The 17848-nt window shown below is 58.6% G+C and carries 16 protein-coding genes and 1 pseudogene; 5 read left to right on the top strand and 12 right to left on the bottom strand.

The features are described from left to right. The first annotated feature begins 322 nt into the window (after positions 1-322). Both ACRWA7_RS15405 and ACRWA7_RS15400 read left to right on the top strand, forming a co-directional pair. Positions 323-1246, top strand: coding sequence for a toll/interleukin-1 receptor domain-containing protein (locus ACRWA7_RS15405; RefSeq protein WP_438391752.1), 924 nt, complete (start codon positions 323-325; stop codon positions 1244-1246). Positions 1247-1442: 196 nt separating this feature from the next. Beyond that, positions 1443-2657: pseudogene (locus ACRWA7_RS15400) on the top strand (IS701 family transposase). 623 nt (positions 2658-3280) lie between these two features. On the opposite strand, the gene ACRWA7_RS15395 reads toward ACRWA7_RS15400, so the two are convergent. After that, positions 3281-3676, bottom strand: coding sequence for a hypothetical protein (locus ACRWA7_RS15395; protein ID WP_438391749.1), 396 nt, complete (start codon positions 3674-3676; stop codon positions 3281-3283). Between the two features lie 1664 nt (positions 3677-5340). Between ACRWA7_RS15395 and ACRWA7_RS15390 the strand changes: the two genes are divergently transcribed. After that, positions 5341-5703, top strand: coding sequence for a transposase (locus tag ACRWA7_RS15390; RefSeq protein WP_438391747.1), 363 nt, complete (start codon positions 5341-5343; stop codon positions 5701-5703). 120 nt (positions 5704-5823) lie between these two features. Here ACRWA7_RS15390 and ACRWA7_RS15385 read toward each other — a convergent pair whose 3' ends face one another. Continuing rightward, positions 5824-6303 (bottom strand): tyrosine-type recombinase/integrase, encoded by a 480-nt coding sequence (locus ACRWA7_RS15385; protein ID WP_438391744.1) that lies wholly within the window; start codon positions 6301-6303, stop codon positions 5824-5826. Here ACRWA7_RS15385 and ACRWA7_RS15380 point away from each other — a divergent pair. Next, positions 6221-6670: a tyrosine-type recombinase/integrase gene (locus ACRWA7_RS15380; protein WP_438391742.1), complete on the top strand. Its 450-nt coding sequence runs from the start codon at positions 6221-6223 to the stop codon at positions 6668-6670. The genes ACRWA7_RS15385 and ACRWA7_RS15380 overlap by 83 nt on opposite strands. Here ACRWA7_RS15380 and ACRWA7_RS15375 read toward each other — a convergent pair. The 5 genes from ACRWA7_RS15375 to ACRWA7_RS15355 all read right to left on the bottom strand — a co-directional run bounded on the left by ACRWA7_RS15375 (position 6625) and on the right by ACRWA7_RS15355 (position 12329). Then, positions 6625-7623, bottom strand: a complete 999-nt coding sequence (locus ACRWA7_RS15375) for a site-specific integrase (RefSeq protein ID WP_438391740.1) — start codon at positions 7621-7623, stop codon at positions 6625-6627. The genes ACRWA7_RS15380 and ACRWA7_RS15375 overlap by 46 nt on opposite strands. After that, entirely contained in the window at positions 7620-8564 is a 945-nt protein-coding gene (locus tag ACRWA7_RS15370; protein WP_438391739.1) for a tyrosine-type recombinase/integrase, read from the bottom strand. Before ACRWA7_RS15370 ends, ACRWA7_RS15375 begins: the two co-directional genes overlap by 4 nt. After that, on the bottom strand, positions 8561-9799 hold the full coding sequence (locus tag ACRWA7_RS15365) for a site-specific integrase (RefSeq protein ID WP_438391737.1): 1239 nt from the start codon (positions 9797-9799) through the stop codon (positions 8561-8563). The genes ACRWA7_RS15370 and ACRWA7_RS15365 overlap by 4 nt, the downstream gene beginning before the upstream one ends. Positions 9800-9891: 92 nt before the next feature. Continuing rightward, a complete protein-coding gene (locus tag ACRWA7_RS15360) occupies positions 9892-11082 on the bottom strand; it encodes a tyrosine-type recombinase/integrase (protein ID WP_438391735.1) in 1191 nt (396 codons plus the stop codon). Then, complete coding sequence (locus ACRWA7_RS15355; RefSeq protein ID WP_438391734.1) at positions 11079-12329, bottom strand: site-specific integrase; 1251 nt, start codon at positions 12327-12329, stop codon at positions 11079-11081. Before ACRWA7_RS15355 ends, ACRWA7_RS15360 begins: the two co-directional genes overlap by 4 nt. A gap of 428 nt (positions 12330-12757) precedes the next feature. Between ACRWA7_RS15355 and ACRWA7_RS15350 the strand changes: the two genes are divergently transcribed. Continuing rightward, positions 12758-13996, top strand: a complete 1239-nt coding sequence (locus tag ACRWA7_RS15350; RefSeq protein ID WP_438391733.1) for a tyrosine-type recombinase/integrase — start codon at positions 12758-12760, stop codon at positions 13994-13996. An 83-nt stretch (positions 13997-14079) separates the two neighbouring features. On the opposite strand, the gene ACRWA7_RS15345 is transcribed toward ACRWA7_RS15350, so the two are convergent. The 5 genes from ACRWA7_RS15345 to ACRWA7_RS15325 form a co-directional block, all read right to left on the bottom strand. Continuing rightward, entirely contained in the window at positions 14080-15090 is a 1011-nt protein-coding gene (locus ACRWA7_RS15345; RefSeq protein ID WP_438391731.1) for a tyrosine-type recombinase/integrase, read from the bottom strand. After that, on the bottom strand, positions 15087-15356 hold the full coding sequence (locus tag ACRWA7_RS15340; protein ID WP_438391730.1) for a hypothetical protein: 270 nt from the start codon (positions 15354-15356) through the stop codon (positions 15087-15089). The genes ACRWA7_RS15345 and ACRWA7_RS15340 overlap by 4 nt, the downstream gene beginning before the upstream one ends. Further along, positions 15328-16068, bottom strand: coding sequence for a tyrosine-type recombinase/integrase (locus tag ACRWA7_RS15335; RefSeq protein ID WP_438391729.1), 741 nt, complete (start codon positions 16066-16068; stop codon positions 15328-15330). The genes ACRWA7_RS15340 and ACRWA7_RS15335 overlap by 29 nt, the downstream gene beginning before the upstream one ends. Continuing rightward, positions 16058-17323: a site-specific integrase gene (locus tag ACRWA7_RS15330; protein WP_438391728.1), complete on the bottom strand. Its 1266-nt coding sequence runs from the start codon at positions 17321-17323 to the stop codon at positions 16058-16060. The genes ACRWA7_RS15335 and ACRWA7_RS15330 overlap by 11 nt, the downstream gene beginning before the upstream one ends. A 135-nt stretch (positions 17324-17458) precedes the next feature. After that, the gene (locus ACRWA7_RS15325; protein WP_438391726.1) at positions 17459-17779 is read right to left on the bottom strand and encodes a tyrosine-type recombinase/integrase; all 321 of its coding nucleotides are present in this window, start codon (positions 17777-17779) and stop codon (positions 17459-17461) included. Positions 17780-17848 lie beyond the last annotated feature (69 nt).

Below are 17848 nucleotides of genomic sequence, written 5' to 3'. Positions count from 1 at the left end.
TGTTCACGCTGGCGCGAGTGAAAGCCTGCCTCCCGTTGTGTAGATGCTCGCGGCGAGGTGCGTGAATTCCGATGAAGATGTCGTCGGACCTCTCGGTGCTTTCGGCGCGGAGCAGCGCGACGGCGGTAGAAACGCGGTCGGCTCTCGTGCGTGCCGGGCGTGCCGGGCGTGCCCGGACGATATTTGCACCGAGAACAGCTCACTGAGATCGAGAACGCGCAGTTGAAGAATTGAGCCGCCAAGCATTGATCGTCTCATAGTATTCTGATGGCCGACCGCGTTAGAGGCGGCCGACCAATAACAGATGACCACGGGGCGGGCTATGTATAACTTGTTGATGACTGGCGGAAGTGGAAACTGGAATAACCCAACATGGGTTATGGGCGCCGATCGGCTGTTCGAGTACACGCACGACGCTTTCAAGGAGCAGTTCGACTCGATGAGCGACGAGGTAGTGAGCGAGCTTATGAGCTTCCCCACTCTGTTTGCTTATGAACGCGGTGTTCCGGAGCCTGCTCGGGTAGGCCGCATAACGCGCGTCCAACGGGGCTATAAAGACTTCACGATTACGTTTTCTATCGATCCATCGATCCCGCCGATCATGCCCGATCGGCTCATGGAGCTTTACAACGTTCTTGACATCGGCGAACGATTTGAACAAACGCGGACGCATTGGGCCGTAAAAGACGTTGATCTTGGCAGCGTATTGAACAACGCGGGCATTGTGGCCTCACCAGCGGCGCTACTGCCGCAGCCGCCGCCGCCCAAAGTGTTCATCTCCTACTCGTGGGATTCCCCGGAACATCGGCAGTGGGTTGCAGGCTTTGCCACGCACCTTCGTCAAAATGGGATCGAAGTAATATTGGATCAGTGGCACGTGAGGGCGGGGGAAAATCTGGCCGCGTTCATGGAGCGTTCTGTCCGAGAATCAGATCGGGTGCTCATGATCTGCACGGAAAGATATGTGGAGAAAACGATAGGCGGTACCGGCAGCGGAGTCGCGTTTGAGCACTTGATCGTGACCGGAGAGCTAATGCGCGATGTAGGGACGACGAAGTTCGTGCCAGTCGTGCGCCAGTCGCTCCCCCAACCCACTGTCCCAAGGGAGATGTTCGGTCGCCGGTACATAAACCTTAGCGACGGGCCTCATCAAACCGGAGAAATGGGTTTTCTCTTGAGGGAAATTCATAACGAACACGCGCAAATGATACCGCCGCTCGGAACGAATCCATTTCGAAACTGGTAACGTGATATCACCCGGTAGTAATTGATATCAGTGAACGCGAAGCGTCTCGTAGATTCGGCGGATCTCCGCCAGGACCACGGCGACGACGTCTTCTGCGTTCCTGCACAGGAAAGACGAGTCGGCCACACCTCTAGTACCACTGTGTTACAAAATAAGGCATGATTCGCTTATCTTCAAGCACATTGTGAGGAGAGCGATGGAAACTACTTCGAAGAGATTCGAGGAGTATGTGTCCCTGATGGCTCAGTCGCTTGGGCACGCTGATCGTGTCGAGCCTTTTCGTGGCTACTGTACGGGCTTGATGTTGCCGGTCAAACGCAAGAGCGTTGAGCCCATGGCTGCGCATCTGTCACCGGACCGGGTGCGCTCGGAACACCAGCGCCTGCATCACTTTGTAGCCGATGCACCGTGGTCTGATCAGGCGGTGCTTGATACGGTGCGCGGTTACGTACTTGAGCGAGTAAGCCGGCGCGCGGGTTCGCCTGAGGCGCTGATTATTGACGATACCGGCTTTCCGAAGAAGGGTAAGCACTCGGTCGGGGTCGCTCGGCAATATTGTGGCCAGCTCGGGAAACAGGACAATTGCCAGGTCGCGGTCAGCGTCTCGCTCGCAAATTAACGCTTCAGTCTGCCGGTGCGCTATCAGCTGTATTTGCCGCAAAGCTGGGCCGATGACGCAGACCGTCGTAAGGCTGCCAAAGTGCCCGAGGCGCTTGAGTTCGTCACCAAGCCGATGCTCGCGCTGCAACTGCTCGAAAATCTCGCCGAGGTGGAATCGTTGCCCGAACTGGTTATCGCCGACGCCGGTTACGGGGCAGGCACCGAGTTCCGCGAGCAGCTCACAGCGATGGGCTTCACGTATGTGGTCGGGGTAACAGGCGCGGTCAGCCTGCAGATGCAAGCTCAAGCGCCATTGCAGGCGAAAGAGCTGGCCATGCAGCTACCGTCGCGGCGCTTTCGCACGCTCACATGGCGTGAAGGCACCAACGCCGCCCTGTCGTCGCGCTTTGCGGCAATACGGGTGCACTGCACCTCCCGCGCAGCCCAGCCAGCTGACACCCTCGAGGAGCAATGGCTGCTCGTCGAGTGGCCCAGGGAAGAAGTCGAGCCGACCAGGTACTTCCTCAGTACGTTGCCGGCTGATACACCAATCAAGGAGCTCGTGCGACTCGCAAAACTGCGCTGGCGTATTGAGCGTGATTACCAGGAGCTCAAGCAGGAACTTGGCCTGGGGCATTTCGAGGGACGCAGTTGGCGCGGCTTTCATCACCACGCGACGCTGTGCATAGCGGCATACAGCTTTCTCGTCACCGAGCGCCTGGTGGCGCAAAAAAAAACTCCAGCTCATCGGTTACCCGGCAAAGTGTCTTCCTTACCCGAAGGCTTCCGGCCCCGGGGCGCCCCTCCGTAAGCAACGCCATGTGCCGGACTCCATTACAACGCTGCGACTGGAACTTGCTGCCGCGCTGCTTGCCCGTCTCGAGCGGTGCCCGTGCTGCGGCCGGAAAATCGAATAATTTGTTAACACAGTGGAACTAGAAGCGGCCGTTCCAGTGGCGCGATCCGAACGGCGGCTCAGGGTCGGTCGTGTCAACCACGATAGCAATTGAACGGGCCGATGCAAGCCAGAGCCCTCGATGGGTGAACCGCAGATAGTCTTCGTTTGGACTGGTTTCCGTCTCCTCGAACACGAGAAACCGCGCCTGCGGGTCTTAGCACTTTTACGAAATCCGGCGGTTTGTTGCACCCGCGGATGCCCTGCAACCGGCAGCACGTTACCGTTGGCACGTGAATCCGACGTATCGGCGAAGTCCGACCCCAACGATGACGCCGTCGTTGCAGCGCTGTTCTGTCTGCTGGACCTTGCGACGTACGCTACTGAAACCTTTGATCGCGGATGATGGCGCGAAATAAGGCAGGTTCTGTTAGCCAGTCATTGCCCGGCCTGCGGGAGTCTCATGATCACCCTGCTTCATCTGCTCACCAGCCGTCAGGCAGCTTGTGCGGAAGCAGCCGTGGGATACTGCGCCCCACTCACGCCCGACCTTTCGCGTTACTACCATAGCGGGTCTGCCAGCGCGCCGGGTCGCCACGGCCGTGCAGAAAATACAGGCAGGCGAGCGTGACGGGTGCGATGAAAATCGCATATCCCCAGCACAGCGCCATGATGCCCGCCTTCACGACGAGCAGCACAAGCAACGGTACTGCCACGACCATGCGTCCGAACAGAAAACCTGCGACACACTCAAAGGCAAAACGCGCATAGGGATACAGCAGCGAGTTCACGACCAGCAGGCAGATCATCCAGAATGGAAGATGCGTAGGGTGCTCGATAAACACGCGCGCTATCACCGCCGGGATGATCAGTCCAAACAGAAATTGCCGCACGTAATACTCGCGCGACAGGCAACCGAAAGTTCTTTCAAGCACGGGATGCATCGCATGCCTCTCTCTTCTGCAGGGAACGCTTCAATCATATTAGTACACACGCGCCGAATGTCCATACCTGTCTCGTCACGCAAAACGGCTTTCCGTATCTGACGCGAAAGTGCCATTGCACTGAATGCCGATCAACCGGATCTAATGGTGAAATCCTCCCGCAGCATGGCGTGGCGGGCACCGTTCTGTATCCAGGAGTAATCGACCGCCAGCTCGACAACCGAGGCCCGACCACTACGCCACAGGATCCGGTTCACGGCCCGTCAACCGAGCGCCTCGCTTCCTGCTGGCATACGGGCATTGGAAACGGTTGTGGCCGCAAGACACCCCGTCGGAATATGCCTTCTCTCCTGGCGAAAATGCCCTCATGGTCTATGCTGCTACCGTGTATCACCGACCGGGGTACTGCCATGTGGAAGTGCATCCGTTGCCATCAATCGATCCCTGCAAACCGGGTTGATCCTGCTATCGACGATTTCGGGATCTACTTTATCTGCCCGCTTTGCATGCGGCGAAACACGCTCGAAAGCCTCGGGATCCAGCGAGGGGCGTTGGTCCTTCGTCAGACCGGAAACTGACTCCGGCAAGACGGATTTTCCCTCCCAGGTGCGCCACGCGCGCGACGGCTCCGGTTACCGGAAAGAGGTCGTGCAGTTCGTCCTCGGGTCTCGCGCAAGCCGTTCGAATGCCCAATGGAGCACGGCCTCTGGCTTTGCACCGGTCCGGCCGCGCCTGAGCGTGATACTTTCCTGAATCCAGTCCCACATCATTACTGATTGCACGCTTCACCCAGACGCATGTCTGATACGCTCAGTAATCCGAATAGACAATGAAAGGTCCACGGTGTGAACGGCGGTCAGAATCCGACACCAGATGGCGGCGTCGATCAGAAATGCGAAACGATTCCTGTTCTGCAGAACTGTTCGGTGCTTGTTGTTGACGGCATCGATGGGCGGTATCGGGTGCGTCGAAAGGAGCCCGAAGGGCGAGTGCAGACGCACCCGGTGCGGCTCGTTTCAGGAAGGGGTGACGCAGAAGTCTGGATGCGGTAGAAGAAGGCTTACCGCCGAAGAAACAGGCCCGACACCGGCCTAAACTGCCAGGTCCAATCCGGTGTCGAGCCCAGCATGCGCACGACGGGGTACGGTGCCTGCAAAGTATTGCACGCCCGGTCAGCTCTGTCGATATCGGCATCGGCATTGACGGGGATTGCCGATGCCGGCGTCAGGCCGCCTCTTTGTGTGCGCCCGCTGCCGGGCGCAGGTCATTGTTTGCCGCCGTTGTGACCGCGGACAGATTTATTGCGAAGGCGACTGCTCTCGGGCCTCACGCCAGGCCAGCTTGCGCGAGGCCGCTCAGCGCTATCAGCGCAGTCGCCACGGCCGGTTTGCACACGCCGAACGAATGCGCCGCTATCGCAGTCGCCAGAATAAAGTGACGCATCACGGTTCCGCCGTGCCTGCCGCCGATGCTCTACTGGCACCGACTTCGACGACGTCGGCTGCCAGAGCAGCAGTACCCACCAGCGCCACACCTGTGGCTGAGCATTGCCACTTCTGCCACTGCGTCTGTCCGGGCTTCGTACGCCTCGGGCCACTGCGCCGTCGGGTCTTCCGTGACATTCGTACTACTACTCACTGCACAGGAAGTGACCCATGACCATCGGAGTTGAACTCGAAGCGCAGATCCTGCGCTACTACCATGTCGAGAAGTGGCGCTGTGGCACCATCGCGCGCCAGTTACGCGTAAATCGTGGCACCGTCCAGCGTGTGCTCGCACAGGCTGGATTGCCTCGGATTGGTCCGGTGCTGCGGCCCTCGCAGATCGATGCTTATCTGCCGTTCATCCATGAGACTCTGAAGAAGTTTCCGTCACTCACGGCCAGCCGCCTGTATGCGATGGTCTATGAGCGCGGCTACCGCGGCGGTCAGCACCACTTCAGACACCTCGTTTCGCTTCATCGTCCACGCCCGGTGGCCGAGGCGTACCTTCGGCTTCGCACCTTGCCTGGTGAATAATCGCAAGCTTGCGATTATTCGGCTAATGGGAAGCGCCTCGTTATAAGAAGGAAATGGCCTACCTCCCCAAATCTGCTGGCTGGTAGGCCGCACGACCTTCTCATTATGGGCGCGTGCTTTTCACAGAGAGTCGAGCCAGGTCAGCAAGTCCGGATTCCGCTTCCATCGCGGCGGCCGACCGGGCTTCGTTGATGGGTCGACCTGTTCGAGCGCCTTTCGCTTGGTATCCAAATTGGCGCGAGCGTAGTGATTGGTCGTGTCCAGTCGCACGTGCCCGAGGTAGCTACGGATCACCGTCACGTCGACACCGGCAGCGACGAGCTGAACTCCGACACTGTGACGCCACGTGTGCGGCGTGATTCGCTTTGCCGCGAGTGATGGCACGTGCAGCGAAGCTGACTGAACGTATTGCTTGAGCTTGAAGCGAACCCCGGCTGCACCGAGCGGCTGGCCGTATCTATTGACGAAGATGGGCTCGTCATTCGAACGCGGTTGTCGCCTCAACAGCGCCTTGATTATGTCCACCGTTTCCGGCCACAAGGGGCAAATGCGGCTCTTGTTCTCATGCAAATATTTGCATGAGAACAAGGAGCGTTGCACCCCATTGAGCAAGAGTACCCGCGCCGTATTGGTCGCGTGGGTTCGAGAGCCTCCGCGGGCCGAGGATCAGCCACTATTCCCCAATGCGCGCGGCGGCCGGTTGAGCGCACACGGCGTCCATTACCTGCTTCACAAGTATGTCCTGGCGGCCACGAACGAATGCTCTTCACTAAAGAACAAGCGCGTGAGCCCGCATGTGTTGCGACACTATGTGCCCTTCCTGACTATATCGGGTAATCTGGAAGGGCTCCTTGAACACCTTGGTAGTGTGGGCTGGGCGGTGAATGTACTCGGCCAATCACCCGATATAGTTTCGCGGACCTACAAGCTATTCAGGAAGTCGAGAAGCTGGTCTGCGGGCCGGTAGCGCCCTTGCCTGCCGCAGGGCGGAGATGTCTTCGCGAGAGCTTCCTCCTTCATTGCGAGTGTCGCTTCGACATAGATCTGCGTGGTTTCCACCGATTCATGTCCGAGCCACAGCGCAATCACTGAACGACGAACACCCGCTTGCAGAAGGTCCATAGCCATCGTGTGTCTCAAACAGTGAACGGTGACCCGTTTCTGTTGCAACGACGGGCAAACTCTGGACGCCATTTCGCGATGTTTGTTTAGCAGATACTGCACGCCATGGACAGTGAGGCGTTCTCCCCTTGCGCTGGGAAACAGTAAATCACCGTCACCACGCTGCGGTTCTCGCAGCCACGCTTTCAATACAGCGAGTGTGGATTTGGCGATGGGCGTACAGCGTTCTCGGCGCCCTTTGCCGATCACGCGAACGTGTGCGCCAACTCCGAGAATTAGGTCGTCGCGTTTGAGCCCGGTCATCTCGGAGAGGCGCAAGCCTGTTTGCACGGCGACTAGCATGAAGGCGTGATCACGTCGACCAGACCAGGTGCGCTGATCCGGCGCAGCGAGCAAGGCATCGACTTCGGGACGCGTCAGGAAGTGCACCAGGGTGCGGGTAAAACGCTTGCTGGGTATGGCGAGTACCCGCTGGATCTGCGCGGAATGTGCTGGTGTCTCGAGCGCCGCGTAACGAAAGAAGGAGTGAATCGCTGTCAGACGCAGATTCCGGCTGCGAACGCTCAAGCCTTGACGCTTCTCCAGGTCGTCCAGAAATGCAACGATCAACGGGGCATCGATTTCCTCGAAACTCATGCGTGAGGGCTGCTTGTGCAGACGTTGTTGCGCGAACTTCAGAAACTGACGGAATGTATCCCGATACGAACTGATTGTGTGAGGACTCGCCTGGCGCTGCTGCATCAGGCGTTGTATAAAAAAATGCTCCAGAAGCGGAGCAAAGCTGGCGAATTTGTTCATGACCGGTTCTCCCAGTACCGCTCAAGTCGGCGCATCGATTCGCGCATGAGTTCCGGTGAGGCGCTGAGGTACCACTGTGTATCGGCGACATGAGCATGACCAAGGTAGGCCGACAGAATCGGCAGACGGCGCTCGGGATCCTGTCCGGACTGGTACCAGCGTACAAGCGTTCTTGTCGCAAACACGTGCCTCATGTCATGCAACCGCGGACCGTGACTGTCGGATGTCCCGCGTAAGCCAATCTCCCGTGACAAGGCATAGAACGTTCGACGGACGTCTGCCTGGTCCAGTCTTCTCCCGCCGCTGGAAACGAACAGGTAGGGCGAGACATCCCGACCAGCCCAGTGGCGATCGCGTCGCACAATATAATCAGCGAGCACCTTGCAGGTCGAAGCATGCAATGGCAAGAGTCTGTCTTTGCCAAACTTGGCACCGCGGATCGTCAATACGCCTTCGGTCAGATCCACATCCCGAAGCTCAAGATTGAGCGCCTCGGAAAGACGCATGCCCGACACGCTTAGCAAACCGAACAGGCAATAAAATGCCCTCGGGCGCAATGCACCTCGTTCGTAGCGGTATTGCATCTCGAGGGCGGCATGCAATAACCGGCGAACCTCATCGTCAGAGTAAAGATATGGGTGGGCCCGCTTCGGCTGAAACGGCAGCAGGCCTGGGGCCGGAATCTGCGTGCGCCGGTCAGCCGCGCTACGATATCGCGCAAAGTCTCGCACGACACCGAGTCGTCGTGCCCAGGTCGCAGGTTGGACATCGGCTGGTTGTTGAGCCCAGGCAAGAGCCAACGCCTGAGTAATGTAGGGAGCATTGTGCCGCTCCATGAAGGCGGCGAAGTCGAGCAATGCTCGGCCCGGTTCCTTCAACTTGAATCCCAGGGTGCGCCTGAGGTTCAAATAGTCGTGGACGGCCTGCTGGAGCGTGTTCATTGCGCACCTCCCGGCCACGGTACAGCCAGCGTCCGCAGTGCCTCGATGTCGATCTTTGTATAGATCATAGTCGTCTGTGGATCACGATGCCCTAAGATCTCCCCAATCTCGCTCAGTGATGCGCCATGGCGCAGCATGTCGGCAGCCAGTCCGTGGCGAAACTGATGTGCTCCCGTAGTTGGGGCGTCGATGCCAGCGCGCTGGAGCGCGTGCCGAACAATGGAACCGACGCCACATGCTCCGCGAAAGCCGGTGATAGGCGCCTTCGTGCGCAAGAATACCCGGCGGCAGGAACTATGCGGTCGGCCGTGCCGCAAATATGCAGCGATCGCCTTGCCGACGTCGGCATGCAAAGGTAGCTCGTTGCGCTGGCCGCATTTACCTCGCACAGTCAAACGTGCCGCGCTCCAGTCGATATCCGTAAGTTCAAGCGACACTACTTCCCCAGAGCGTAGCCCCAACCGTGCGAGCAGCAGCAGGATCGCGTAGTCGCGAAGGCCCATTCCGGTCCTGCGATCGATACTGGACAGCAGTTGCCGTATCTGATCTGGAGCAATCGCCCGAGGGATTGACGGCATCGACCAGTTGGCAACGACCGGAACGAAATCCGCAAGATCCGGCACCATGTCGCCACGATAGCGTGCGTAGCGTAGAAAGGATCGCAAAGCGGTGGTCATGAGCTTCGCACGCTTCAAATGCAGCCGTTGGGCCTTAAACTGTACAAATCTAATGACATCGCTCGCACGCAGACGTGACAGATTGACTCGCCCGTCGCCGAAGCGGTCTTGCAGGAAATCTGTGGCGAACGTCGAGTAATACGCAATCGTTGTTTCGGCCAGACCACGCACCTCGCGTAAGTACTGTCCGTACGCCTGGGCATAGAGTTCGGCCGCCGTCCCGCGGCGCGTGTCTGTGCGTTGAGCACGAACGACGCCACTGTGGTGCAGAAACTCGAGGAGATGTCGAAGTGCAGCGCTGTCCCCCCGGCCAGCCCGCACACGTCGAGCTCGATATCGCAAATACTGCGACGCGTGTTCGGAGCGTACGCGATGCAATTCCACTCTTGATCGTGCGAGCCACTGACTAAAGCCAGCAACAATGCGCACCTGATGCCGGAGTGACTGCACGCTATATCCTTGGGACTCCATCGAGTTCGCGAATGAAACGATGTAGGATGCAAGCGGACCTTCTGGAAGGCGCGAAAGACCGACCCGGTCACAAACGACGTATCTCATGATGGACTCCTTCCCGGACGCCGGGGGCTGTGGAAGGAATCAAGACTATCTCTACTTTGCTTCGCGGAACTGCCGCAAAATGGGGACAACTCTCAGTTGCAAGACATAGTCAGGAAGGGCACATAGTGTCGCAGATCGTGAATTCGCGGTCCGACTGCTCCGCGCGCGGGTTTGATCTCCGCTCGTCGCAGGACATCCGTCAGAACGAGCCGTATGCCGCCTACTGTGTAGCCGCAGTTTCGCTGTGGACTCCAGAACAGTGGGCTCTCGGGATTCGTTGGAGCACCGGCTTGCTCACGCAGGACAAGATAGTGCTTGAGCATAGCCATAACTCCAGGAGCCAGAGGTAAGCGACGTCTTTTGAAAAACTTCGTCTCTCGGATGTCGATAGTCAGCTCGCATCGGTCGACGTCCCCGAGCACCAAACGCGCGATCTCGCCTCCCCGAAGCCCGGCGCAGTAAGCAAGCACGAGCATGGTGAAGAGGGTGACGGGACGCCACGGTGCCTTCGGGGAGGGATACAACAGCGCCGCCTGCAGAATGCGCTGTATCTCCTCGTCCGTGTAGATATAGGGGGATCGCTCTTGTTGCCGCGCCGAACGAGCTACCCCATCGCCGATGGACAAGATCGGCACCCGCGGGTCGATCCGGTGCATCGCCTTCGACACTGTGCGGCCGGCTCTCCGAGCTTCAAACAAATGGTACGGTGACGGTTCTTCCTCGCTCCAATGCTCAACGAGTTCGGCCAGCGTAAGCCCGGCCAGCTCGGGATGGTATTGCAGGAAACGATCGAAGCGCAGCAGTCTCTGCTCTTCGGTGCGATAGCGATAACCGAGGACGCGCATGTGTGCAATATGCTCATCCATCACTATTCCAAGGAAACTTCCGAAGCGAGGAAGCCGGCGCTGTTTCTGGAGTGCCGCGTTACTATCTTCACTGACGAGGGCCCGCACGATCGGCGTGGTGCGCGGCCCATACTGCCGATGTAATTCTGCAAATGGGTTTGACGCAATCCGACCCTGGTCGTGCAGCCACTGGACATATCGCTCGATCAGGAGGGTTCGGTGATAGAGGATGTGCGCCGGCCACTTGAGACTGTGTTCCTTCAGCCATTGCTGCACGAGTGAGACGTCCGGTGAAGTAATCGCGCCATGGTTCGCGAGAAAGCTGTTGAAGTTGCATAGAATGTGCGCATAGTTCTTGTACGTGGCCGGATGGCGAAAGCGTTGCGCCCGCAAAAATCGCTCGACGGATGCCGCATCGATGGACGGTAAGTGAGTCATGGCAAAAATCCTCCTGGCAGATCAAGTCCGATTGTTCGCAGATCCTCGGTCGCAAGCTTCAGATACTCTGCGGTCGCCGCAGCAGACGTGTGACCCAACACATCGCCGATGATCTTGAGCGGCACACCAGATCGCAGCAAGCTCACGGCGCGTGCGTGGCGAAAGGCGTGGGGGCCTTTCCTTCCTTGTGGAGTGACTCCGGCTGCTCGCAGACGAGCGCTCGTGATGCAGTTGAGGATCGACCCGTTCTTGAACGGGCGGTGCGGTGTCTGGATACGCAGGAATATCTCTCGATGTACGCTTGGCGGGCGCGCCTTCTCCACGTATCGGAGCACAGCTTCGCCCGGTTCGCGTAGCAATGGAAGCTCTGAGTAGGTCCCTGTCTTTGAGTGGCGCACGCAAAGAACATCCCGCCTCCAGTCGATGTCCTCCAAGCGTAAATTGACGACTTCTGCAGCCCGTAGGCCGTAGGTCGACAACAGGATCAAGATGGCGTAGTCGCGTAGACCGACCGGTGAGAGATCCTTCCGAGTCACCTCCAGAACCCGCTGCACTTCCTCTGTTCGAAGGGCGACTGGAATGTCTTCGTGCTTATAGATGCGCGGCCCAATTACGGTGCCGGTGAGATCGATGGCGGTTCGGCCCGTGCGCCACAAGTGGCGAAGAAAATCACGGAGGCAGACGGTTCGATCTTCGATGGATCCGCGCCGTAGTCCGTCACAAGATTGCTTCAAGTACGCATCAAGATCGCGAACGCTCAAGTCCGCAAGACCCCGCTGATCTGCTCGCTGTCCAAGTGAAGTTAGGAATTGCAACGCATGCTTGGTGCGCTTGGCTCGTGTCAGTGGGTGCAGTCCACGCAGGTCGCACAACCACGTGTCGTAGTCCTTGACGATATCGCAATGAAAGACTTCGAGAGCGCTGCGCGGTGGGTCCGGAACCGGCCATGCACCATGCACAAGACGCAGCATCATATTGATGGCACCGGTGTATCGATGTCGCCATTTCTGAAACGGTGGCAACTCGCTGTACTGTTTCCGCGAGCGCCGATATTGCCCGCGCAAGAACCGCGTCACGTGCCCAGAGCGAACGGATTCGATCGACAGTCCATTACGGTTGCAGTAATCCAGCAACTGACGTACACGAGCCGGATACCACCGCTGGATCCGTAGGGAATACCCCTCGGCCCTCAGATGAGCCAGCAGTTTCTCGATCAACATCTCATCAGTTGATAGCGGAGCGGACATGGGAACCTCCTCGGATATGACCAAGCCTGAGGATGCCACGTGCTCATAATGGAAAGCAGAATCGCGAAAAATTACGCGCTGCCCGGCGACTCGCCGATGTCCTTCCGATTACCGCCTCCTTCAGATTAGGGGAGCAAGCCCAATGCGACTGGGGGAGCTTCGGCCATCTGCAGATCGGACGTGCGCGCTGACCCCTGATGGCCTTCGTGATGGTGCTGTCGTGGTCGCGACAGATCTATCTGCACTTCTTCCTCTCATGCACATAAGAGCATGAGAGGAATTATGCGAAGCGACGGCTTATGCGAAGTGGGAACTCCAGCGAAGTTTCCGAGCCCTGTGCAACGCGCGATCAATGGCGGCGATGCAGCAATGGACTTCGCATTACGTAAGTGGTGTCCTCCAGTGGCAATCCAACCACAGGAGGTTTTATGGATGCACTCGCTTCAATCCGTCCAGCAGCAACTTCATGGCTGCTCCGCAGCAACATCGCCGAACTCGTTCAACCGTTCCGGGAACGACTGGTGGAGCGTCGCTATGCCAGCAAGGTTGTGCGCTCCTATACGTACTGCCTGGCCCACTTTGCGCATTGGGCGCAGCGACGTCCCGGTGGCGCAATCGCGTCAGTCGAGCGTTCCGAACTCTTCCTTGACCGACATCTCGCCAAGTGCTGTTGTCCGCCAGAGGTGTCTCGTGGTCGGGGTCATCATCATGCAGCACTAACGCATCTGAGGGCACTACTTCACGAGCAAGACATTCCTATCACCGAGGGACGCAATGACATCGTTGACGAGGAGTTGCGGCATTACGACGACTATATGCGCCTGGCAAGAGGGCTAGCTCCGACCACGCGTGCCTTGCGCCTGCGCACCTTGCGGCCATTCATTGAGCAGCGCGTGAGCGCCGATCGAACCGATCTGCTACCGCTTACTGCAGATCATCTGCGCCAGTTCTTCACCGAGATGCTTCAGCGATGGAGTGTCGCCAGCGCCGGAACGTTGGCCGGCGCGCTGCGCAGCTACCTCCGGTATCGCGCCACACACGGCGACGCTGTGAATCACTTGATCTCGGCGATCGCTCGCCCGCCGAACTGGCGATTGGCACCGCTACCACAAACGCTTACGGCGGCCGAGACGACCAGACTGCTCGGTGCCTTCGGCCCGGGTGTTGCTTCGGCGCGGCGCGGTTACGCGATGGTCCGGTGTCTCGTGGACCTGGGTCTGAGATCCAGCGAAGTCGTTGGCCTGAGCCTCGATGACATCGACTGGAAGAGCGGCACCGTGAGGCTGTGCAGGAACAAGTCGCGCCGAGTCGACATACTGCCGCTGCCGCACAGCACAGGAAGTGCGATTGCCTCCTACCTCCAACATGAGCGGGCTTCATGCGCAGGTCGTCACCTTTTCGTGCGCTGTCGAGCCCCGGTGGAGCAACCGGTCGGGGCGGCAACGGTGCGACGTGTCGTTCTCGAGGCTTTTCAACGCTGCGGGCTACCTCCAGTGCGGGCGCACGCGTTGCGCAACACGCTCGCGGAACGCCTGCTCGATCATGGCGGAACGCTCAAGGACGTGGCCGACATCCTGCGTCATCGCGAGCTCAACACCACGATGATCTATTACCGGCTGAAAGTTGTTATGTGCAGTCTCGGTTCCGGCTCGTTGATAGCAAAGTAGTCCGGCCGTAGGAACTCGGCATAAATATCCGATCGGATGTGGAGGCCCGCCACCAACAGACGGCAGGCGTGACCTCCGTGGTCCTATAGGGAATGCAGCCACTCGAGCAAGGACTTGTTCTGCTGCCAGGACGGGATCTTCGGAAGCAGCGTGCCGTGCGCCGCTTTCTCGAGCGCCTTCCGCTTCATTTCAAGATTTGCGCGAGCATAGATCTCTGTTGTCTTCACATCGACGTGACCCAGAAAGTCGCGGATGATCTCGAGCGGGACGCCACTCTGCAGCAGGTGCATTCCCTTTGTGTGTCTCAGGCTGTGAGGACTCACCCGCTGTGTGAAGTCGGGGTGACTTCTGCGTACGGAAACCACATACTTCTGCAGGAGATAGCACCCACCCGATCGGGATAACCGTGCCCCTTGCCGGTTCTGGAAGAGTGGCTTGTCGGCATGTTCAGGACGACCGAGGTCGTTATCGTGCCGATAGTGGCGCAGGACTTCGACTGTCTCGTCCAGCAGGGGTACAGCGCGCAGCTTTCGACCCTTTCCCATGAGTCGAACCTGAGACGGTGGATCCAGGCGCACGTCGCCAGCGTTCAGGTCGATCAACTCCTGCACCCGGGCACCGGTGTCGTAGAGCACGCTCAGCATTACCGCATCCCGGCGACCCTCGGAAGTACGCAGATCGGGTTGAGCGAGAATCTGCGCAAGGTACTCTTTGCTGAGATACCCGACACAGGGACGCGGCTGTCGCCGCAGCGGAATGGCGAGGATCTGCTGGCACTGCAGCAGGCGCTCGGGCACTTCCGACTGTACGTAGCGGAAGAATGCGTGCAAGGTCGCAAGACGGTGATTCTGCGTGCTGACCGAAACGTGCCGATCATTGGCCAGATGATCGAGGAACGCCTCCACAAGGGATACGTCGATCTGCGCGAGCGACAGGCGCTCCAGCGCAATGCCCCGCACGTCGCGACAGAATCGGAGCAGCAGGGTGAACACATCGCGATACGCTTTGATGGTGTTGGGGCTCAGATTGTGCTGCGCGGCGAGATAATACGTCAGGAAGCTGGTCACGAGCATGGAGAAGTCGGTTGGTTTCATGATCCGTCCCACCGAGGAATGACGTCGCCAAAGGCGGTGCTGGTGCGCACCGTGATCTCTGGAAACAGTTCGGGTATCAGATGCAGATAGCGCTGCGTTCCGGCAAGGGAGCGATGACCCAAATAGGTCGCGAGCACCGGCAGCTTCGCATCGAGGTTCGCGCCTTCCCGGCACCAGCGCAGCAACGCATGGACGGCATAGGCGTGACGAAGATCATATAAGCGCGGGCCCTTGCCTCTACCGGCGTGCGCGACCCCGCAGCGCATGAGTAGCTCCCGGTACAGCCAGTAGACGGCCGGGTGGCTCCACGGGCCATCGGATGGCGAGGGGAAGAAGTACGCTTCGGGCGAACGATTTCCCATGAATGCCGCATAGGTTCGAAGGCGCTGGACCAACGGTAAGGCTGGTGGGACGACGCGATCCTTCAAATTTGGCTTCACGCACCATCAGGACCCCGCGGCCAAGGTCAACATCGGCCACCCGCAGGTGCAGCACCTCGCCGATCCTCATGCCACAGCCATACAGCAGCCGGAAGACTTCCGGCATGATGAGATGGCGCAGCGGGGCTCGTGCAGTTGGCTCGAGATGGTCGACCGCGTCGAGCAGCCGCCGAATCTCGGCGTGGGTCAGAATGCGCGGAGAGAACCTGCTCGCACCCCTTGCCGTCCGGGACCGATCCGGCACATCGGCGGGATATCCCATCCGGTTCAGGTACAGTGCGAATTGGCGAACCGCGCAGATCCGAGCCTGTTGCGTGGACACGCTCTCGTGGGGTCGTTTGGCGAGCCACTTGCGGCAGATTGAGCGTGGCAGTTCGCATTGCGATAGCGCTTCGTCGCACAGGAAACGATCAATGCGCGCGAGCAAGCGGGCTGACTCGTCATATCGGTAACCGCATGCCTGTTTCTCCCGGACGAACTGTTCCATGAGTGAGCCGAAAGCGCTTCGGAACTGCCCCTTGAATGCTTTACTCGACATGGCGTACCTCCTCGGTGTTCAGCGCGGCGGTGCGTAGGGTTTCCACGTCGGTCTTGGCGTAGATGAATGTCGAGGCCGTCGTCGCATGTCCAAGGATCTCGCTGATAACATGAAATGGCGTTTGCTCATGGAGGAGTTGTGTCGCCAGCGTATGCCTCAGCGAATGCAAGCCGTGGCGTTGTGGGGTCCGGAAATGGATGCCAGCAAGTTCCTTCCAATAGTCGACGATGCGATGAAGGTTATCAATGTTGGAGAAGGGCTGAAACGGTGGTGTCAATGTGAGGAACACTTCGCGGCGATCTGACGTAGAACGACCGGATCTCAAATAGTCAATCAGCGCTTCTCCAATCTCTTCCGTTAGTGGCAAACAAAGCTGTGCGAGGGACTTCGACTGCGTGATCTCCAGGGTAGCCGTTTCCCACTTTAGGTCATCGAGCGTCAGTGTCCGGATATCACCCACTCGCAATCCGAGGCGACAGGCAAGCAGGAGGATCGCGTAATCGCGCTTGCCTTTGGGCGAACTGCGATCAACGACTTCGAGCAACCTAATCACGAGCTCCGGGTCCCAGACCGATGGAACAGCCGCATCACTCGGGATGCGGACCACCGGTAATACATGACTCAGATCACGGTGCAGGATTCCGCGCAGCAGAAGAAATCGCAGAAAGCCACGCACGTGAGAAACGATCCCTGAGACGGTTTTAGCCGCCAGACAATGTCGTGAGGTCACAAAGGCAGAAATATCGGCCGACTGCATCTGATCGAAAGAAGTGATGTTCCTTAACCCAAGGAAATCCGCGAATATGGCGACGTGCCGCATCCGATCGCAAAGGGTTCTTGAGCGAAGATTAAGACGATCCCGACAATACTGTTCGTAGTCGCGGACGGTCTTCACCATGCGCACTGGGACCTGTATCTTCTGCATGTCGGTGATGGTGCGCTCGATATGCCGATCACGCGCAAAGTCTTCCAGAACTTTAAGAGCCATCTCGATATGGCGTCGCCAACCGCCCCCCGCCTTGAGGCGCTCCCCATCCTGCATCCTATATCTGCTATAAAACTTCACCACCATATCTTCGCAGTACTCATCTCTCACCCTCATATCGAGGCAAAACGCAACGAGATGTCGCCAGACCGTGCGATAGCGATTCAGCGATCTTCTGCTGTAGCCGAGCCTCTCCAGTTCGCTCACGGCACCAGCAATGACCTGCTCCAACGGCAGACGGCTTGAAACTTGACGGGTGGAATCCTCCATGATCGAGCTCCTCACAATGGCGGCCCCGATGGCCGCTAGGACTCTCATCATGAAACTTTATGTGCAGTAAGCCAATGCTGACGCCTTGCCCACAAAGCGTTTGCCACGGTGACTCTACATAACGATCCACGGTAGCTAATAGATCTTTGTAGTCTGTGGATGACGATGACCCAACACCTCGCCGATCTCGCTGAGCGAGGCTCCATGGCTCAACATCTGGGTGGCCAGGCCATGGCGGAACTGATGGGCACCCAACGTGGGCGCGTCGATGCCAGCGCGCTGAATCGAATGCCGGACGAGGGAGCCGACGCCAGATTGTCCACGAAAGCCTGTGATGGGGGCCTTTGCACGTAAAAACACGCGGCGACTGGCGCTATGAGGACGCCCGTGCCGCAAATAGGCGGCAATGGCCTTGCCGACATCCGCGGGTAAGGGCAGCTCGCTGCGTTGCCCCACTCTTGCCGAGCACGCTCAATTGGCCAGAGCCCCAGTCGATATCATCGAGTTCGTGAAAAGCCACAACAC

The sequence above is a fragment of the Caballeronia sp. DA-9 genome (assembly GCF_051615025.1).
Classification (GTDB): Bacteria; Pseudomonadota; Gammaproteobacteria; order Burkholderiales; family Burkholderiaceae; genus Caballeronia; species Caballeronia sordidicola.
The sequence above is the reverse complement of the archived record's forward strand: the minus strand, read 5'-3'. Positions and strand labels throughout refer to the sequence as shown.

Bases quoted from the DNA above. Each gene is read 5' to 3' on its own strand.
- ACRWA7_RS15405 (WP_438391752.1), top strand. From the start codon at position 323: ATGTATAACTTGTTGATGACTGGCGGAAGTGGAAACTGGAATAACCCA.
- ACRWA7_RS15390 (WP_438391747.1), top strand. From the start codon at position 5,341: ATGACCATCGGAGTTGAACTCGAAGCGCAGATCCTGCGCTACTACCAT.
- ACRWA7_RS15380 (WP_438391742.1), top strand. From the start codon at position 6,221: ATGTCCACCGTTTCCGGCCACAAGGGGCAAATGCGGCTCTTGTTCTCA.
- ACRWA7_RS15375 (WP_438391740.1), bottom strand. From the start codon at position 7,623: ATGAACAAATTCGCCAGCTTTGCTCCGCTTCTGGAGCATTTTTTTATA.
- ACRWA7_RS15370 (WP_438391739.1), bottom strand. From the start codon at position 8,564: ATGAACACGCTCCAGCAGGCCGTCCACGACTATTTGAACCTCAGGCGC.
- ACRWA7_RS15365 (WP_438391737.1), bottom strand. From the start codon at position 9,799: ATGAGATACGTCGTTTGTGACCGGGTCGGTCTTTCGCGCCTTCCAGAA.
- ACRWA7_RS15360 (WP_438391735.1), bottom strand. From the start codon at position 11,082: ATGACTCACTTACCGTCCATCGATGCGGCATCCGTCGAGCGATTTTTG.
- ACRWA7_RS15355 (WP_438391734.1), bottom strand. From the start codon at position 12,329: ATGTCCGCTCCGCTATCAACTGATGAGATGTTGATCGAGAAACTGCTG.
- ACRWA7_RS15350 (WP_438391733.1), top strand. From the start codon at position 12,758: ATGGATGCACTCGCTTCAATCCGTCCAGCAGCAACTTCATGGCTGCTC.
- ACRWA7_RS15345 (WP_438391731.1), bottom strand. From the start codon at position 15,090: ATGAAACCAACCGACTTCTCCATGCTCGTGACCAGCTTCCTGACGTAT.
- ACRWA7_RS15340 (WP_438391730.1), bottom strand. From the start codon at position 15,356: ATGCGCTGCGGGGTCGCGCACGCCGGTAGAGGCAAGGGCCCGCGCTTA.
- ACRWA7_RS15335 (WP_438391729.1), bottom strand. From the start codon at position 16,068: ATGTCGAGTAAAGCATTCAAGGGGCAGTTCCGAAGCGCTTTCGGCTCA.
- ACRWA7_RS15330 (WP_438391728.1), bottom strand. From the start codon at position 17,323: ATGGAGGATTCCACCCGTCAAGTTTCAAGCCGTCTGCCGTTGGAGCAG.